General features: G+C 41.2%; 17 protein-coding genes. 7 read left to right on the top strand and 10 right to left on the bottom strand.

What is annotated here, in order from left to right; translation table 11 throughout:
• Positions 1-253: 253 nt before the first annotated feature.
• From NH454_RS14915 to NH454_RS14900, 3 genes are all read left to right on the top strand, one after another.
• On the top strand, positions 254-508 hold the full coding sequence (locus tag NH454_RS14915) for a YfhL family 4Fe-4S dicluster ferredoxin (protein WP_135926816.1): 255 nt from the start codon (positions 254-256) through the stop codon (positions 506-508).
• Positions 509-605: 97 nt separating this feature from the next.
• Entirely contained in the window at positions 606-1,922 is a 1,317-nt protein-coding gene (locus tag NH454_RS22370; protein ID WP_063529392.1) for a PAS domain-containing methyl-accepting chemotaxis protein, read from the top strand.
• Positions 1,923-2,130: 208 nt separating this feature from the next.
• Positions 2,131-3,447 (top strand): PAS domain-containing methyl-accepting chemotaxis protein, encoded by a 1,317-nt coding sequence (locus NH454_RS14900; protein WP_138558234.1) that lies wholly within the window; start codon positions 2,131-2,133, stop codon positions 3,445-3,447.
• A gap of 2 nt (positions 3,448-3,449) precedes the next feature.
• Here the strand turns inward: NH454_RS14900 and NH454_RS14895 are convergent, their stop codons facing one another.
• Both NH454_RS14895 and NH454_RS14890 read right to left on the bottom strand, forming a co-directional pair.
• Positions 3,450-3,701 (bottom strand): TIGR03643 family protein, encoded by a 252-nt coding sequence (locus NH454_RS14895; RefSeq protein ID WP_135926818.1) that lies wholly within the window; start codon positions 3,699-3,701, stop codon positions 3,450-3,452.
• Between the two features lie 45 nt (positions 3,702-3,746).
• Positions 3,747-4,631, bottom strand: a complete 885-nt coding sequence (locus NH454_RS14890) for a LysR family transcriptional regulator (RefSeq protein WP_253039488.1) — start codon at positions 4,629-4,631, stop codon at positions 3,747-3,749.
• 102 nt (positions 4,632-4,733) lie between these two features.
• On the opposite strand from NH454_RS14890, the gene NH454_RS14885 reads away from it, so the two are divergent.
• The 3 genes from NH454_RS14885 to NH454_RS14875 all read left to right on the top strand — a co-directional run bounded on the left by NH454_RS14885 (position 4,734) and on the right by NH454_RS14875 (position 7,166).
• Complete coding sequence (locus NH454_RS14885) at positions 4,734-5,363, top strand: NAD(P)-dependent oxidoreductase (RefSeq protein WP_253039486.1); 630 nt, start codon at positions 4,734-4,736, stop codon at positions 5,361-5,363.
• 64 nt (positions 5,364-5,427) lie between these two features.
• A complete protein-coding gene (locus NH454_RS14880; protein ID WP_135926821.1) occupies positions 5,428-6,450 on the top strand; it encodes a kelch repeat-containing protein in 1,023 nt (340 codons plus the stop codon).
• Positions 6,447-7,166 carry a Sir2 family NAD-dependent protein deacetylase gene (locus tag NH454_RS14875; protein WP_135926822.1) on the top strand — a complete coding sequence of 240 codons (720 nt, stop codon included), beginning with the start codon at positions 6,447-6,449 and terminating at the stop codon, positions 7,164-7,166. The genes NH454_RS14880 and NH454_RS14875 overlap by 4 nt, the downstream gene beginning before the upstream one ends.
• A 32-nt stretch (positions 7,167-7,198) precedes the next feature.
• On the opposite strand, the gene NH454_RS14870 is transcribed toward NH454_RS14875, so the two are convergent.
• The gene (locus NH454_RS14870; protein ID WP_253039484.1) at positions 7,199-8,794 is read right to left on the bottom strand and encodes a carboxylesterase family protein; all 1,596 of its coding nucleotides are present in this window, start codon (positions 8,792-8,794) and stop codon (positions 7,199-7,201) included.
• Positions 8,795-8,911: 117 nt separating this feature from the next.
• The gene (locus NH454_RS14865; RefSeq protein WP_253039483.1) at positions 8,912-9,910 is read right to left on the bottom strand and encodes a DUF4382 domain-containing protein; all 999 of its coding nucleotides are present in this window, start codon (positions 9,908-9,910) and stop codon (positions 8,912-8,914) included.
• A gap of 227 nt (positions 9,911-10,137) precedes the next feature.
• On the opposite strand from NH454_RS14865, the gene NH454_RS14860 reads away from it, so the two are divergent.
• The gene (locus NH454_RS14860) at positions 10,138-10,578 is read left to right on the top strand and encodes a hypothetical protein (protein ID WP_138558229.1); all 441 of its coding nucleotides are present in this window, start codon (positions 10,138-10,140) and stop codon (positions 10,576-10,578) included.
• A gap of 37 nt (positions 10,579-10,615) precedes the next feature.
• Here the strand turns inward: NH454_RS14860 and NH454_RS14855 are convergent, their stop codons facing one another.
• The 6 genes from NH454_RS14855 to NH454_RS14830 form a co-directional block, all read right to left on the bottom strand.
• On the bottom strand, positions 10,616-12,304 hold the full coding sequence (locus NH454_RS14855) for a methyl-accepting chemotaxis protein (RefSeq protein WP_253039482.1): 1,689 nt from the start codon (positions 12,302-12,304) through the stop codon (positions 10,616-10,618).
• A gap of 97 nt (positions 12,305-12,401) precedes the next feature.
• On the bottom strand, positions 12,402-12,911 hold the full coding sequence (locus NH454_RS14850; RefSeq protein WP_253039481.1) for a GNAT family N-acetyltransferase: 510 nt from the start codon (positions 12,909-12,911) through the stop codon (positions 12,402-12,404).
• Positions 12,912-12,914: 3 nt separating this feature from the next.
• On the bottom strand, positions 12,915-14,258 hold the full coding sequence (astB, locus tag NH454_RS14845; protein WP_253039480.1) for an N-succinylarginine dihydrolase: 1,344 nt from the start codon (positions 14,256-14,258) through the stop codon (positions 12,915-12,917).
• 48 nt (positions 14,259-14,306) lie between these two features.
• Positions 14,307-14,537 (bottom strand): helix-turn-helix domain-containing protein, encoded by a 231-nt coding sequence (locus NH454_RS14840; RefSeq protein ID WP_168246765.1) that lies wholly within the window; start codon positions 14,535-14,537, stop codon positions 14,307-14,309.
• A gap of 721 nt (positions 14,538-15,258) precedes the next feature.
• On the bottom strand, positions 15,259-16,272 hold the full coding sequence (locus NH454_RS14835) for a zinc-binding alcohol dehydrogenase family protein (RefSeq protein ID WP_253039479.1): 1,014 nt from the start codon (positions 16,270-16,272) through the stop codon (positions 15,259-15,261).
• 93 nt (positions 16,273-16,365) lie between these two features.
• Positions 16,366-16,797, bottom strand: coding sequence for a MarR family transcriptional regulator (locus tag NH454_RS14830; RefSeq protein WP_135926831.1), 432 nt, complete (start codon positions 16,795-16,797; stop codon positions 16,366-16,368).
• Positions 16,798-16,883 lie beyond the last annotated feature (86 nt).

Below are 16,883 nucleotides of genomic sequence, written 5' to 3'. Positions count from 1 at the left end.
GTTGGCTCTTTTTAGGGTTTTAAATAAGCAAACTTGCTTCTGTTAAAGTGTACTTAAGGAGTTTGCAATTGTTTATGGTTAAGTGAATTGTCGGCCAAAGTAATTACTTTTCCAGAGTGGCTTGTCGTTTGATCTAGATCAAAGAAACTTCATTCGCAGCCATCTATATTACGCGGCTGCAATTTTCGCTGCTTTTTGAATTCTAGATTAGCTTTTAAAGGCAATACTCCATCATCGTGCTTAAAGGTGTGTCATGGCATTACTCATCAATAACAAATGTATTAACTGCGACATGTGTGATCCTGAGTGCCCGAATGAGGCTATTTATATGGGGGCGAAGATATATCAAATTGACCCTAACAAATGCACTGAATGTGTTGGGCATTATGATAATCCTACCTGTGTGAGTGTGTGTCCAATTGACTGCATTAAGCCAGACCCAAATCACCGAGAGTCACTAGATGAATTAGCCGACAAGTATGTCAAATTAACCTCACAGGCTTGCTAATCCTTATCGATATAAGTGCCCAAAACTAGCATCTCATACTGAATGTTCTACAATCACATTAACAACAATATGTTAGTGATTTAATCTAGGGCGTTATATGTGGTTCAATAAAGCATTACAAAATGAAATAGCAGCATTAAATGCTGAGCTCCATCCACTCAAGGGCCTTATTTCAGGCATTGATGAAGAAATGCTGGTATTGAAACTTCGTAAAGATCGTACGATTTCTTACATGAATCAAAACTTTTTAAATGAGTTTGGTTATCCACATGAAAAGTTAATTGATGCTCCTTTTCAAACGATTATAACCCCTCAATCACGCAATACTTATCAGTTTTCAGACTTAAATAATGCACTTGCAAATCAACGACACTGGGTAGGGCAAATGCAGGTTGCTCGTTATGATGGGCAGGTTGAGTGGCTGTGTATTATTGTTCAACCAGTTTTAAATGAGCATGGTGAATTTAATTATTATGCTATTTATGGTTCTGTATGTACGGATGTAATTGCCACATCTCGTGAAAATAGTGATGTTATTAATGCGATAAACCGCTCAATGGCTGTTATTGAATTTGATCTTGAAGGAAAAGTCATTAATGCAAACCAGCTGTTCTTAGATTCTATGGGTTATAAGAAAGAAGAGATTGTTGGCAAGCATCACCGTATTTTTTGTGAATCAGAGGTTGTGGAGTCATCTGAATATGCGCAGTTTTGGCAGCAATTAAGGCGAGGAGAATTTATTGCTGATCGTTTCAAGCGTGTTGACCGATACGGTAACACCGTGTGGCTTGAAGCGTCATACAATCCTATTTTTAATGATTTTGGTGAGCAATATAAAGTTATGAAGTTTGCAACGGTTATTACTGAACAAGTAAACCGTGAACTGGCAACCACGCAAGCTGCAGAAATAGCTTACAGCACATCGGTTGAGACGGACAAACTGGCTCAGCAAGGAGCTGATGTTTTGCGTAACACGATGAAGGTGATGGCAGATCTTGCTCAGCAAATGGAGCAAGCTGCAGAGGAAATAACGGCGCTCGATAAGCAGTCACAGCAAATTTCAAATATCGTAGAAAGTATTAGTAGTATTGCTGAACAAACCAATTTACTAGCGCTTAATGCTGCAATTGAAGCAGCTAGAGCAGGTGACCAAGGGCGAGGGTTTGCTGTGGTTGCTGATGAAGTAAGGCAGTTAGCTTCAAGAACCTCAAAAGCAACTGAAGAAATTGTTGATGTAGTACAACACAACCAGTCACTAACCAAAAACACCGTAAAAGTGATAGAAGAAGGTAAGATACAAGCTGAGCAAGGGCTCTCGTTGTCAAATGACTCGGGTAAGGTGATGGAAGATATTCAGCATGGCGCTCAACAGGTGGTTGATACAATTGGTCAGTTTGTAAACAAACTTAAATAGTCTTATATGCTTAGCCTAGTTTTACTAGGTTTTTTATTATTTCAAAAAATTAAATTATTTCTTATTTTCACCCGAGAAACTTCTTATTGTCGTAAAAGCTGAGTTTTTATTCATTCAATTCGGCTAAAATCATTAAAAGTTACAGCTCATGTAGTTCTTAGAGTACTGCTCTGTGTTGTTTTCATATGATTTTAAGGTGAGAAGAGCCATGTTTTTTACTCAGCCATTGAAGAATAGAATTGCCGATTTAGAGAATGAATTATTTAGTGTTATGCAAGTAAAAGATACTTTAGACCAGAGTATGTTTACTTTAGAGCTTGATGAAGATGGCTATATCCTCTCGGTTAATGAGCACGTATTAACTGAGCTTGGGTATTCTGAAAAACAATTGCTTGGCAAATCTTTACTTGATTTTGTCCCTGATACTGCCCGAAAAACACCCCACTTTGAACTTTTTAAGCAAGCGCTATATGAACAAACCGTTTGGGTGGGAGCTGTACAGCTTATAAACGCAAAAAATAGCCCAGTATGGTTGCGTGTTTTTTTACACCGTGTTGTTAACAAAGATAAGCAATTTCAAAAAATTACTCTGCATGCAAGCGTATTGACGCGGACCATTGAAACTTCCCGTGAAAATCAGGATTTAGTGAAGGCAATCCATCGCTCAATGGCTGTGATTGAATTTGATTTAAATGGTTATGTGCTTAAAGCAAATGAGCAATTTTTAGCGGGGGTTGGTTACACAGCACAAGAAATTATTGGTAAGCATCATAGTATGTTTTGTGAATCTGATGAAGTTGGCTCTGATCAATATGCCGACTTTTGGCAAAAGCTACAACAAGGTGAATTTATTGCTTCACGCTTTAAACGTGTCGATAAGCAAGGTGATCCTGTGTGGCTTGAGGCAACTTATAATCCGATCTTTAATGAGCAAGGTGAACTTTATAAGGTTGTAAAGTTTGCCACTGTCATTACAGAACAAGTTAAGCTTGAAATGGCTATTTCTCAGGCCGCAGATATAGCCTATAGCACTTCCACAGAAACCGACAAGATTGCTCAGCAAGGTGCTGAAGTATTGCATAACATGGTGCAAGTTATGGATGCGCTAGCAAAACAAATGGAACAAGCAGCGCAAGAAATGGCTGCCCTTGATAAGCAATCGCAACAAATAGCTTCACTTGTGCAAAGCATAGGAAGTATAGCCGACCAAACCAATCTATTAGCATTAAATGCTGCAATTGAGGCTGCTCGTGCAGGCGAACAAGGAAGAGGGTTTGCTGTAGTTGCTGATGAAGTAAGGCAACTTGCCCGCAGAACTTCAAACGCAACCATTGAGATTGTTGATGTGGTGCAACAAAACCGTGTGCTTACACAAAATACAGTTGGAGTCATTCAATTAGGTAAAAGCAAGGCAGAACAAAGTTACAGCCTTGCTACTGAGTCAGGAAAAGTGATGGCCGATATACAAAATGGCGCTCAAAAAGTTGTTGATGCTGTTGGGCAGTTTGCTGAACAACTCAAGTAGCGTTATCGATGTTTGTACTGGGTTTTACAGTAGCCGCGAGTGATATCAGGGTTTCGTAGTTTTAAGTGTTTAGTTTGCCTACCTGCTGCGCGTTTTCGCCAAAGTTTAAAGCTCGAGCTTGTTAATTGTTCACGCATTAACGCGATAACGCTTTTTTCATTTAAACCAAATTGCTGGTTTATTGCTTCAAACGGGGTTCTGTCTTCCCACGCCATCTCTATGATGCGTGATATTTCATGATCTAAGTGCTGCATTACGACTCCTTTTTGTTGCTTATACGTTCATGCAGCAGATTTGGATTATAAGATATCGTGTTGCCAGTGCTCAGCTAAAAAGTCGATGAACGCTCTGACCACATTTTGTTGGAAGTTACGCGATAAGTACACCGCCCATAAATGAGAGCCTATAGTTGTATGCTCTGGTAGTACTTTAATAAGCTCACCTGATGCTAAATAGTCATTGGCGAGATCGCAGGGTAAATGAGCCACCCCCATTCCTTGTTTTACTGCTTTTAAAAGCACACCCATATCATTGGCAACAATGTTGCCCTTAACAGTCACTTTTTGAGTGTTGTCGTCGCGTTGAAATTGCCAAATAGTGTGTTTGTTATGAATAAGGCAATTATGTGCAGTTAAGTCATTTGGCTCATTAATCGGTGGGCTCGCAGCTAAATAGTCGTTTGATGCACACACTGCGGTTGCGATATACATTAGCTTACGGGCAATGAGTCCTTCATCGGGCTGGTGGATATAACGCAAAGCGATATCAACACGGTCATCAACCAGCTGCGATAAACTATCTGAGAGTAACAGTTCAAATCGCGTCTGTGGATGGCGTTTGGTGAACTCTTCAATGGCATCAAATAGTTTATGTTGGCCAAGCCCAATCGGAGAGGCAACTCGAATGGTACCCACCAATTCGTTATTGTGGCTGTGTGCTCGGCTTTGTAAGTCAGACACTTGATTGAGTATTTGCTGGCAATAGCTAAGGGCCTCTTCACCTTGAAGAGTTAAACTGACTTTTCGTGTTGTGCGATGAAACAACCTTAAATTTAGCCACTTTTCAATATCTTGAATATGCCTAGAAACTTGTAATCTGCTTAAACCTAAGTGCTCAGCGGCCTGAGTAAAGCTGCCTGTGCGAGCAACTTCGACAAAGCTAGTAATTGAGTTGAGTTTATCCATTGGTATCTTAAAGTGAAACAATGTGTATCTATATAGTGTATTTATCAGTAAATAGTGAACAAGTAAACTGCCATCATTGAAACAAACAACGGAGAATTCCTCATGAAATTAGCAGTTATTGGCGCAACAGGTTGGATTGGCAGCCACATTACATCAGAAGCATTAGCACGTGGTCATCAAGTTAATGCGTTAGTAAGAGACGTAAGTAAAGTAACGCAAGATAATGTTACTGTAACTGAATTTGATTTAACAAAAGACGATATTGCAAGTGCTGCTGCAGGTAGTGATGTTGTTATTGCGGCAATTGGTGGTCGCGCATTAGGTAACCATGAAATTGTAGCAAACACAGCACAGCAATTGCTGAATGCATTTGCCGGTACTGGCACGCGTATTTTATGGGTGGGTGGTGCAGGTAGCTTAGAAGTTGCACCGGGTGTAACGCTTGTATCAAGCCCTGATTTTCCTGCTGAATACAAAGCAGAAGCAATCGCTCAAGGCGAAGCACTTGAAGTATTTAAAGCGTCAACAACAGATACGCCATGGACGTTTGTATCACCAGCTGCGGTTATTTATCCTGGTGAGTCAGAGCGCCCATACCGTGTTGGTGGTGATAGCTTCTTTGCTGATGCCAACGGCGAAAGCAAAATATCAGTAACCGACTATGCGAAAGCAATGCTTGATGAAGCGCAGTCTGCAGCGCATTTAAATCAACGTATAAGTATCGCTTATTGATACTTTTCTCAGGCTCATAAAATGGTATTCTTATGCGATGTTTTTTAGCTGATTTTATCATGATATGAGCCTATTATTTTCTGTTGCGCTTGCAACAATTCCTGCCTTACCCGAAGCAGTTGCAAATAATGCTGTCGCTAAAGTTGTTGTAAATGAACAAGCTTATTTCCTAAGTTTTATGGGAATAGGAAAAGGGAAAGCACACCATGATATTCACAATAAAGTATGGGTACTCAAAGTTGGTGAGTCGGCATGGCGAACAGCAAAAGCGGTACCGAGTAGCCAGCCTCTTGTTGGACGTTTAGCGAGCACCGCAGTGGGTGTTGGTAAACACGCCTATGTATTTGGTGGCTATACTGTAAGTGCGGATCATCAAGAAATTTCTACCCCTGATGTATATCGCTACGATGTACTTACGAATTCTTACACGCAACTCGCCAATATGCCCGTGCCTGTTGATGACAGTGTGGCGCTTTCATACCAACAACGTTACATCTATTTAGTCAGTGGTTGGCATAACGATGGTAATGTTAACTTAGTACAGGTTTATGACACCAAAACAGATACTTGGCAACAGGCTTCGCCATTTTTAGGCCAGCCAGTATTTGGTCAAGCAGCGGCAATTAGTGGCAACACAATTTTAGTGTGTGATGGTGTAAAAACGCAGGCCAATGCAGATAAACGTCGTTCTTTTGCTGCGGTTGCACAGTGTTTAAAAGGCACTATTGATGCTAATAATCCATTAAAAATAGATTGGCGTACCGTGCCACATCCAACAGGTGTTGCCCACTATCGTATGGCTGCAACCAGTTTTAATGGTGATATCTATATGTTGGGCGGTTCTGCAAACCCATATAACTACAATGGTATAGGATACAACGGTAAGCCAGCACCGGCGAGTAATCATGTTTGGCGTTTTGATATTGATAAAAACAACTGGCAAATGATGCCAAAAGCTAAAACTGCAAGTATGGATCATCGTGGTTTATTAGAGCATCAAGGTAGTTTGTACCGTATTGGTGGTATGGACAATAATCAACAAGTGACTGCCGATGCACTTGGCTATAAGGTCGAATTATCACTATGAATACACTTTATATCACAGGTGCCGGAGTCAGTGCCGCAAGCGGTATACCGACCTTTCGTGGCGAAGATGGATTTTGGACCATAGGCAGTAAAAATTATACGCCGATGGAAATGGCAACCCGCGCCATGTACGAAAACAATCCGCGAGAATTTTTAGCTTGGTATTATCATCGCTTTGCAACGTATCGACACCATGGGCCCAATGAGGTGCATCATTGGTTGAGCGATAAAAACCTTATTACACAAAATATTGATGGCCTCGATGGCAAAGCCGGTAACACGGATTATATTGCTATTCATGGTCGTTTGGATCAAATGACACTGTTTCACCATCAAGGTGATGATGTGATGGCCTTCAATGCGCCATGGGATAAGGTCAACGAAGACAACCTACACAACTCATTGCTTGAGGTGTTCAATATCAATAATGAAAGCCCCAAGCTAAACGAATCGTTTAAGCCTTACGTGTTGTTATTTGATGAGTACTACACTGAACTTTATCGAATTTCTGAGGCGCAACAGCGTATGCTCGATGCCGATAAAATTGTGTTTATAGGCACCTCTTTTAGCGTCAATATTACGCAAATGGCACTCGATATAGCACGCAGCCAGGGCATACCCATTGAAGTAGTTGACCCCGAACCTACCCATGTATTTCATCCTAATGTGACATACCAAAAAATGACTGCGCTTGAATATATCCAGCAGCAGGGATAAAAATAAGGCGCTTAATTTAGCGCCTTATTTCATTATTGTTGTTCAGCTTTTATTGCTGTGATGTTTAACCGCGCTTGTAAGGGGTCTGGTAAAAATTCTGCAGTCCCTGATTTACTCATTTGCAAAATAAAAGACTCATCATTTTTATATGCTTGCCATGTTGGTAGGCCGGGGCCATTTGGTGTGCCTAATTTAATAAAATTCGTCACATAACGGTGCATTATTTTAGCGGCTTGCTTATCTTGCTCAGTGGTGACATGACCATATTTCGCTGCCATAGTATTAAAAAAGTATGGAATTTCGCTGGCGTGCTCTGCACCTGGTTTATCTAAGGTTTGCGCCACATAACCAAAACGATACAAAAAGGCATCTTTCCCCATATCTGTCACACGTTTTGCAACGAACCTTGCAGGCTCTTGCATTAAAGCATCCTGTCCAACTTGGTAATTGAGTAAAGGCAATGGCGTTTCGCCGCTTGCATCGTAAGTCATTTTTGCTTGTGTACTGTGTGGAGCAAAACTTGCGAATAACGCCTCTTTAGAAGCAAAATTAGCAAAGCCTAAATCCATATCTGTTGTGCCAACCATGGTCGTAACATGGCTAAATGTGCCTTTACTCAAGCGCGCTTCTGTCGCCGAATTGATGATGGTGCCATCAATAATTGGCCCACCTACGTAAGTAGACTCATTAGTACTTTGTTTGTTTAATGTACTTAGGTTGAGGTTTCCAACGACTTCTTCAGCAGATAATTCACGTAGTGCCGCCAGCGCATTCTTATCACTTCCTAAGATAGTGTGCTGCTTGGCAAAGTTTTCACCAATTTTTTCGGCGCTTAATACTGAGTCATCATTGCTATAAAGTGGCAACTCGTTAAATAACTCTCGCCCGCCAGCAGACATAATAATCGCTTGTTGAAATAAGTTATTTGCTGCAGGCGTTTGCATCATCGCATGTACCGATGCACCGCCAGCAGATTCTCCCATGAGTGTCACTTTTGAAGCATCACCACCAAATTGAGCAATATTCTGTTTCACCCACTCAAGAGCCGCAATTTGATCCATTAATGCGTAGTTACCCAATGCATCGTTTTCAAAACGAGCAAGTGCAGGGTGAGCAAAAAAGCCAAATCTGCCTAATCGATAATTAAAGCTAACAAAAATAATCCCTTGTTTAGCAAAGCTTTCACCTGAGTAAACAGCGGGTGATGCGCCGCCATTTACAAAGCCACCGCCGTGTATCCAGACGACTACAGGATAAGGTGTATCGCTGTGTTTAGTCGGTTTAAATACATTTAGATAAAGGCAGTCTTCCGAAGGAGCTGTTGTAAGCGGTGCAGCATCTGCTGCAAACGGCTTTTGCATGCAGTCAGGGGCGAAATTGCTCAGTACTTTTACATCTTGCCACTTTGGCACAGGTTGCGGTGCTCGCCAGCGTAACTCTCCCACTGGAGCTGCTGCATAGGGAATGCCTTTATACGCAATAAATCGCCCTTGCTGCTGCTCTTGAATAAGCCCACCAGTGACGGCGATATGATCAGATTGAGGTTGCTCTTGGCAGCCTTGCAAAAATACGGCAGAACCTAATAGAAAAGATGAGTAAAAAATCGATTTTAGAATACGCGATGTCATAACAAAGCCTAGGCTGTTTAGGTAAGGCTTATAATATTAACATATTCATATAGTAACAACGAGAAAACCAGCATAGCTTCAAGGGGAGGCTATGCTGGTAAGAAAGTTATAATGACTTTATTCAGAAACAGTGAAAGATACGTCTAAATCTTCACCTGCTGTGACTGTAATTGGTTTAACTTGATAAAGATTAAATGCTTCGTCTTGAGTTTCGGCATCATCAATATGTGCTGCACAGGTGTAAGCTAGTTGGTAGTCACCTGGTTTTACAAACGCAAGTTCAAATTCGTATTGGTTATCTTCGTTATCGAAAACAACGTTAGCGGTTGCAAGTGGCGCATCAGCGGGCGTGTCGTCTTCGCTTTCTTCGTAGTTGTCCATTGGCATTTCTATATCGCTGTTGTATAGGTAAACAGCGTGACCAAACGAGCCATCAGTCATTGCAATGTCTATGTTATCTGTTTCACAAAAAGCGATTAGCTCTTCGCTTACCGTGCCTTCAATGTCTTGCGATTCAGCTAAGTTTTCTAATCTCACACCGCGAGGTTTTAAGAAGATCTCGTCGCTATTTTGTGGGTCAACTAATGACTTTTTAAGGTCAAACTCAAGAACAAAATCATTACCAGCTTGGTTAAGTGTGAAGCCATCAAGTTGGATTTCACCAATACCATCGTTGCCTTTGCGTTTAACAACAAGTGGTGCAATGCTGTCATCCTCATACACAACATGCGATGTCTTAGTTAAATCGTTTGTGTCGCCATTAATAACATCGGCACGGATCCATTGATAATCACCTGCTGGCACTTCTTCATTTTCTAATAATGAGAAAATGTCATCACCTGTGTAATCTAGTAAGTTAACCATTTCAGGCATGGTTTCATCATCTTGCTCACGAGTTTCGAAAGTGAACTCTTCACCACCTTGGCTTTTAAGTGTGATTGAATCGAACACAACATTCACAGCTTTTAAACCTGTTACTGGGGCGTCAGAAACTCCAAGCGTGAATTGCGCAGTTTGTGGCTGCGGATCTACAGTTTCTTTTTTGTCGTTGTCTGAGCCACAACCAACAAGTGCAAATAAAACGGCGCTGCTAAGTAATGTAGTTTTGAAGTTCATTGTTTCTTCCCTTGTGTTCTAAAAATTTATTAATAGTTTAGTCACCAAAACTTAATGTAAGTTGAATTGCTTTAACTGAGTTAAGTTCCGCGCGTTTGTACCTTTTTAAAAGCTAGTGAAAGGCAGTTTAATAAAAACCGGCAAATAAAATCTCAATAATGAACAAATCCATTTTTCTTCCACATTTTGTTGTCAACATGGCAAAAAATAAAATCTTAGGAACAAGAATGACAGTCATCGATTTAGAGAAACGCTATGAATCTAGGAGCTTTGCACTGTTAAGTGCACTTAACATGCTTTTATTGGTAGGTTTTATTAATAGCAAAGCAGAAGTGAGTAGTTTTATTTTTAGTTTTTTAGTTTGCGGCATTTCGCTGTTATTAGGTTTGTTAGTTGTTAATTCTAAACGTAATTTTACTGTGTGCCGCCATGGTGTGCATTACCGTAATTTACTGGGACAATGCCGTCAAATGGATGCAAAAAAAGTACAGTCGATTCATCACTATTCAGTGTTAGGCATTCGTACTGTGATAGTTATGGCTGAGAAGCGTATATGTATAGCACCTTTTTATAGTCTAAATGATAAGCACCAACAGCGACTAAAACGCTATGATAACGACTTATTTGACTGGCTAAAAACGTTACAAAAAACCAATGATTTTTGTTAAGCAGGTTATTTTTACCTGCTTAACAATCGTTAAATATTTAAGTTTTATATCGACTTACATTCTGTTCTAACTGCGTTGCGGTGTTATTTAATTCATCCATATATGAGGTCGCAACATCGGTATCATTAGCAGTCTTGTTGGCAATATCAACAATAGTGGTCATGTTTTGATTAATCGCTTCTGAAACTGAAGTTTGCTCTTCAGCGGCAGTGGCAATTTGTGCATTCTGCGAGGTGATGGTATTAACCGAAAGCAGTACTTCATTGAGCGCTTTTTCGACTTCGCTTGCTTCGTTCACACTGGTTGCACTTCCTGATTTTATTGATTGCATAATGCTGTTGACAGTTGTTGTTCCTTGTTGAACCTGCTCAATCATTGCCTCTATTTCGTGGGTACTATCTTGAGTTCGCTTGGCAAGGGTACGCACTTCATCAGCCACCACCGCAAAGCCTCGGCCAGCTTCGCCAGCACGTGCCGATTCAATTGCTGCATTAAGTGCCAGTAAATTAGTTTGCTCTGCAATGTTTCGGATCACATCGAGTACACTGCCAATTTGGCTAGATTGCTGATTTAGCTGATCAACGGCATTGGCACCTTCATCAACTTGCTTAGCAAGGCCGTTAATTACTTTGATAGCGATAAGTAACTGGTTATTAGCCTGTTTTACTAGATGATCGGCATGTTCTGCTGCAGTTGATGCTTCTTGAGCGCTTCGTGCGACTTCCATTGACGCCGCCGACATTTCGTTTATTGCCGTTGCAACTTGCTCACTTTCTTCATGTTGACGATTAATACCAGCATGCATATTGGCAAGAAGCTCGTTGAGTTTATGTGACGCTTGATTCATCGATTGCGATGATTGGCGAATATCAATAACCATTTTACCCACGTCATCAGCAAAGCGGTTAAATGAACTGCCAAGTTTGCCGAGCTCATCGTCTCGTTTAACCATTAATCGTTGGGTTAAATCACCATCACCTTGTGATATATCGTTCATTGCTAGCACGGTTGTGTGAAGAGGGTTGGTAATACTGCGCGATACCACCATTGCAATAGCTGCGGTAATTGCTACTGCGAATACTGAAGCGATAACTGTGTTTATAAAGGCATTATCGATACCTTCATTAACTCGTTGTTCTGTCATTGCAACTTGTTGTTCAAGGCCACTGATCCAAAAACCCGTTCCTAGTACCCAATTCCATTTAGGTACTAAAGCGGCATAACCGAGTTTAGGGTTCACACTACCATTGGTATTTTTCCAAGAATACTGTACATAGCCACCGCCTCTTTTTGCGGCATCAATGAGCTCTCGTATCAAATAAACCCCATTAGGATCTTTAAAATCATAAAGGTTTTTGCCCTCAAGTGAGGCGTTAACGCCATGAGCAACGTTGACGCCTTCAACGTCATAGACAAATACATAACCTGTATCACCAGCATCATCAAAGCGTAAGTTACGTAAAATGCTTTTTGCCTTATCTTGTAGCTCCTCAGTATTAGAGCCATTATCTTGAGCTATTAGATGAGCAATTGAACTCATGGCAATTTTTTGGTAATTGCTGACTTCAGATTTACGATCGCTTTCCATTTGTGTAGCAAAACTTTCTACTGTTTGTGCGCCACTTTGTTTTGATTGCACATAATTGTAGAGTGTCAGCATAATCGCAATGAGCAAAGGGGGAAGTAAGGCTAAAAAAAGTACCCGTTCCTTTATTGATAGCGCCATTTATCGCTCCTAATAGAAATTCGCAATACTATTTTAGTGGTATTAAAAAATTTTATTAGTCGACTTTATGGTTATATGGAAAGGTCTATTAAGCGATTTACGTAAGCTGCTTATAAAAGTACACGGTAGCATCGAGCTCGCCTGTTGAGCTTTTCGCAAAGTCTGGGATTGTGCCTGCCTCTAAATAATTAAGTTTACGATAGAGATAAGAGGCGGTATCACCTTGGCGAGTATCAAGTACCAGTAACTTAATGCCTAAAGTATAGGCATCGTTTTCTAGATTGGACATTAGCTGCTTTGCGATGCCTTTACCTTGATATTCGCTGTGCACCATGAGCTTTTCTACTTCACCGCGGTGAGCGCCATTGGCTTTAGCACATAAAGAAAGCTGCACTGAGCCAATCACCGTATCACCATCAAGGGCAAGGTAAAGCCTTCGGTAAGGCGTTGCTAAATCGCCATCGACCCCTTGCCAGTAGTCATGTGCTGACTGTAATGATAGCGGGGCAATAAAGCCGATTGATGCGCCACTGGCAACGCTATCAATCAGTAAATTATTGAGTGATTTAGACACCCCTTTAATAGAGTGTACAGCTTTAATTTTCATTATTTATTCTTGTTGAAATGGATACACAGAGCCTAAGTTAAGTAAGCTGGTTAACTCATCAAGTGCTTGATAGCTTTCGGTTAAAAGCGTTGGATCGGCAAAGTCGTCACTACTTAACGAGTCACGGTAATGCTTATTCGCCCAACTTACTAGTTGGGTATATTTTTCTTCGCTGAATCGTACACCCGGATTGACCGCGGCTAGTTCGTCAGTATTGAGCGCAACACGCAAGCGTAAACAAGCAGGGCCACCGCCATTTTGCATGCTTTGGCGCAAGTCAAAAAAGCGCACCTGTTGAACTGGATTATCCGCTAAAACCATTTCTTGAATATAGTCGTGTACCGCTTGATTACGCTGACATTCTTTTGGTGCAACAAGTAACATATTGCCATCAGCCAAAGTGATCAACTGACTATTAAACAAATAGCTGCTCACGGCATCTGTGATACTTACTTTATTGGTTGGCACCTCAATAATATGCAGTGGTTTATTGCCAAGGTAAGCCTGTTTAATTTGCTTAAGCGCACTGGGCTGGTTCAAAAATGCTTGTTCATGACACAAAAGTACATTGCCATTAGCCACCGCAATTACATCGTTATGGAATACACCTTGGTCTATTACATCAGGGTTCTGTTGAATAAATAACTGATTTTCTGGTTTTAGTTGATGTAAGCGGGCAATTGCTTGAGATGCTTCAAGTGTTTGTCTTGCAGGAAATTTAACAGGCTTTGGTAAGGCACTATTAAAACTACTTGCACCATATATAAAAAGCTCAAGCCCTGTATCTGCATGACTGTCGCATAGGCGATTATGGTTTGCTGCGCCTTCATCACCAAAAAAGCCTTGATCTGGTAAGTGAGTATGATGGCTAAAATAACGCTCGTCGTTAAACATGGCTTTTAACAATGCCGTAGTTGTCACGGGCTCTAGTGAGCGGTGAAATTTGTTATTTAAGTTAGCAGCCGTAAAGTGCACTTTGCCATCAAGAGTATCGGCAGAAGGTGAAATTGTTCCTGCATTGGCTGTCCACATTGCTGATGCACTGTAACATGCTCTTAATAGTATCGGATCTGCCTTAAATGCTTTTTCGATTATTTGCTTATCGCTGCCTTTAAAGCCTAGGCGTTTTAGCACATTAATGTCGGGGCGAGCATGAGGAGCAAAAATACCTTGCTCTAGACCTAATTCGTGCATCGCCTTCATTTTTTCAAGGCCTTGTAGCACGGCCTCTTTGGGGTTTGAATGCGAAGAGGCGTGACTTAGTGAAGCGACATTGCCATACGATAATCCCGCGTAATTGTGAGTAGGCCCCACTAAGCCATCAAAGTTTACTTCTACTGCGTGCATACTTATTCCATCATTGTTGTGCGTAAATTTTAACCATACAGAAATTATTTAGCTGAAGCTAGCTAACTCCATTTCTACATTGCGTAAGCTTTGCTGCAAACGCTTCTGGGTAGCAATTAAATACGCCTTTTGCTTGTTCTGTTTAACTTGTTGCTGTCGTGCAGCTTTGTATAACACACGCTTAGGAATGTCGTACTGCGCCGACGCTTCGGTAATTGTTAGTTGATGAACCGAAATTTTTTTAAGTGCTTCAATAAATGCGGGATCATTATTTAACATAGCGACGCTCCAAATCTGCAGTATTATGCGGATCGTTTGCTTCATGCATTTGCCATGTGCTGATGTCTAACCGCCAAAGTAGATAAAGAGTGTGAAAGAAGTTAGTCACGTTAGTCTCCTTGTTAGTGCCAGTTCATTTTAGCTATTGGAAGATCTGTGCCAAACCGTCATTAAATTTAAATGTATTAAAAATCAATTGGTTAATATTCGGCGGTAAGGGCGTTCCTGATATTAGGCACTAAAATAGTGAAAGGTAAGTACTGTAATGCACTTTAATGATGCGTGTTATTATTGTTGAGTGAGGAAAAACGCGATGTGAAATCGCTGCTACATGCTCGCACCTCCGTATCTCGTAACTTGAATCTTAACTTTTTGTTTCGCGCGCCAAGCAAGCGTGACGCCTACGGGGAGCAGCGGCTTTATGCCGCGACATGGTTGAGGTAGGAGGATACGAGAATAAAACGCGATGTAAAATCGCTGCTACAAGCTGGCACTTCGCTTCTCGTATCTCGCACCTCGTATCTCGTAACTTGAATCTTAATTTTTTGTTTCGCGCGCCAAGCAAGCGTGACGCCTACGGGTAGCAGCGGCTTTATGCCGCGTTATTGGTGAGGTAGGAGCGATTCGAGAATAAAACGCGATGTAAAATCGCTGCTACATGCGCGTGCCTCGCACCTCGCTTCTTTACTCTCGTATCTCGCACCTCGCAACTTATTCCTCGTTACTCAAACCCTTCCAACACAAGTTTTCCGCGAGCTTTGTGAGATTCTAAAATCCCATGGGCTTTAATAAGGTTTGCTACGTTTATCTTACCTAAATGCTCACCCAATGTTGTTTTGATTGTGCCGTTATCAACTAAGGTTGAGAGCTCAGAAAGAAGCTGATGCTGGGCAATCATATCATCGGTTTGGAACATTGAGCGGGTATACATAAATTCCCAATGCAACGAAATACTTTTACGCTTTAACTTTAAAATATCAAAGCTTGCAGGGTCGTCGATCAGTGCCAATTTACCTTGTGGCTTGATCACTTCCATAATGCTATCTAGATGTTGGTCGGTGTGCGTTAAGCTCACTACGTAATCAAATTCATTCAAGTCGGCCGCAAGACGCTGCTCGTTAAGGTTTTTGCTATGATCAAGCACATGATCAACACCTAAGTCTTTAAGCCAGTTGGCGCTTTCTTCTCGTGCGGCAGTACCAACTACGGTTAAATTGGTAAGCTGTTTGGCAAGCTGCACTAAAATTGAGCCTACACCACCTGCGGCACCTATCACTAATACAGAGGCTGGCTTATTGTTTTTAGATTTTTCAATTTGTAAACGGTCAAACAATAACTCCCACGCAGTAATACTGGTTAAGGGCAGGGCGGCTGCTTCACTATTACTAAGGCTTGTTGGTGCAAGACCAACAATGCGTTCATCAACAAGTTGCAGCTCAGCATTACTACCTTGGCGCGTTAAGTCGCCAGCATAAAACACACGGTCACCGACATTAAATAACGACACTTTGTCGCCAACAGTTTTAACGGTTCCCACAGCGTCCCAACCAATAACCTTGTAGCCATTGTCTGGTGATACATTAGCGCGAATTTTAGTATCAACGGGGTTTACTGAAATTGCTTCTACGGCTACAAGAATGTCGTGACCTGTGGCAACGGGATCAGGTAATTCAATCGCTTGTAGTGATGAGTCCGATAACGTTGGGGTTGCTGTAGTGTATCCAAATGCTTTCATGATGGTGTCCGTATTGATGAGTTTTGAACACTATAGCGTATAGAATTATATTAAAAAGAGGTGTAATCCAAATTCACTTTCAAATAATTTTTGTTAATTGAGGTCACTATTTACTAAATCGAGTAATTCAATCAGTTGCAGTGCTTGTTGTTCGTTAATGCTTGGGAAGCGACAACGAATTTGCGACGGTATATCGGCAGCTTGATCTTGCATTGCCTTGCCTTTGGCTTCGAGCTGCACGAGTCGTTTGCGTTTATCTTGGTTATCTTTGGTGATCGACAACAATGCTTTGTCGCTCATTTTTTTTAAAATTTGCGTCATCGCACCGCCATCAATAGCGGTTTTTTCAAGTAATTCAGCAATGCTGATCTGATCTTTTTCCCACAGCGCCATCATCACGACGTATTGCGGGTAGGTTAAATCTAATTGATTAAGAGAATCTCGATACGCACGGGCAATCCCATTCGATGCCATATATAAGCGATGGCATAGCTGGTTATCTAATTTTAGCTGTGGGTATTTCATACTCGGTCCTCAAAATTCAATACGAGCATTTTAATTTGCATACAAAGTATTTGCAATCCCGAAAAAGCTGATCTAATATATTTTGC

It is taken from the genome of Pseudoalteromonas sp. Ps84H-4 (assembly GCF_024124645.1).
Lineage (GTDB): Bacteria > Pseudomonadota > Gammaproteobacteria > Enterobacterales > Alteromonadaceae > Pseudoalteromonas > Pseudoalteromonas lipolytica_C.
Note: the sequence above shows the minus strand (reverse complement) of the source record. Positions and strands in the feature narration are given on the sequence as shown.

Bases quoted from the DNA above. Each gene is read 5' to 3' on its own strand.
- astB (WP_253039480.1), bottom strand. From the start codon at position 14,258: ATGCACGCAGTAGAAGTAAACTTTGATGGCTTAGTGGGGCCTACTCAC.
- NH454_RS14830 (WP_135926831.1), bottom strand. From the start codon at position 16,797: ATGAAATACCCACAGCTAAAATTAGATAACCAGCTATGCCATCGCTTA.
- NH454_RS22370 (WP_063529392.1), top strand. From the start codon at position 606: ATGTGGTTCAATAAAGCATTACAAAATGAAATAGCAGCATTAAATGCT.
- NH454_RS14860 (WP_138558229.1), top strand. From the start codon at position 10,138: ATGACAGTCATCGATTTAGAGAAACGCTATGAATCTAGGAGCTTTGCA.
- NH454_RS14875 (WP_135926822.1), top strand. From the start codon at position 6,447: ATGAATACACTTTATATCACAGGTGCCGGAGTCAGTGCCGCAAGCGGT.
- NH454_RS14835 (WP_253039479.1), bottom strand. From the start codon at position 16,272: ATGAAAGCATTTGGATACACTACAGCAACCCCAACGTTATCGGACTCA.
- NH454_RS14850 (WP_253039481.1), bottom strand. From the start codon at position 12,911: ATGAAAATTAAAGCTGTACACTCTATTAAAGGGGTGTCTAAATCACTC.
- NH454_RS14870 (WP_253039484.1), bottom strand. From the start codon at position 8,794: ATGACATCGCGTATTCTAAAATCGATTTTTTACTCATCTTTTCTATTA.
- NH454_RS14895 (WP_135926818.1), bottom strand. From the start codon at position 3,701: ATGCAGCACTTAGATCATGAAATATCACGCATCATAGAGATGGCGTGG.
- NH454_RS14840 (WP_168246765.1), bottom strand. From the start codon at position 14,537: ATGTTAAATAATGATCCCGCATTTATTGAAGCACTTAAAAAAATTTCG.
- NH454_RS14865 (WP_253039483.1), bottom strand. From the start codon at position 9,910: ATGAACTTCAAAACTACATTACTTAGCAGCGCCGTTTTATTTGCACTT.
- NH454_RS14880 (WP_135926821.1), top strand. From the start codon at position 5,428: ATGAGCCTATTATTTTCTGTTGCGCTTGCAACAATTCCTGCCTTACCC.
- NH454_RS14900 (WP_138558234.1), top strand. From the start codon at position 2,131: ATGTTTTTTACTCAGCCATTGAAGAATAGAATTGCCGATTTAGAGAAT.
- NH454_RS14890 (WP_253039488.1), bottom strand. From the start codon at position 4,631: ATGGATAAACTCAACTCAATTACTAGCTTTGTCGAAGTTGCTCGCACA.
- NH454_RS14915 (WP_135926816.1), top strand. From the start codon at position 254: ATGGCATTACTCATCAATAACAAATGTATTAACTGCGACATGTGTGAT.
- NH454_RS14855 (WP_253039482.1), bottom strand. From the start codon at position 12,304: ATGGCGCTATCAATAAAGGAACGGGTACTTTTTTTAGCCTTACTTCCC.
- NH454_RS14885 (WP_253039486.1), top strand. From the start codon at position 4,734: ATGAAATTAGCAGTTATTGGCGCAACAGGTTGGATTGGCAGCCACATT.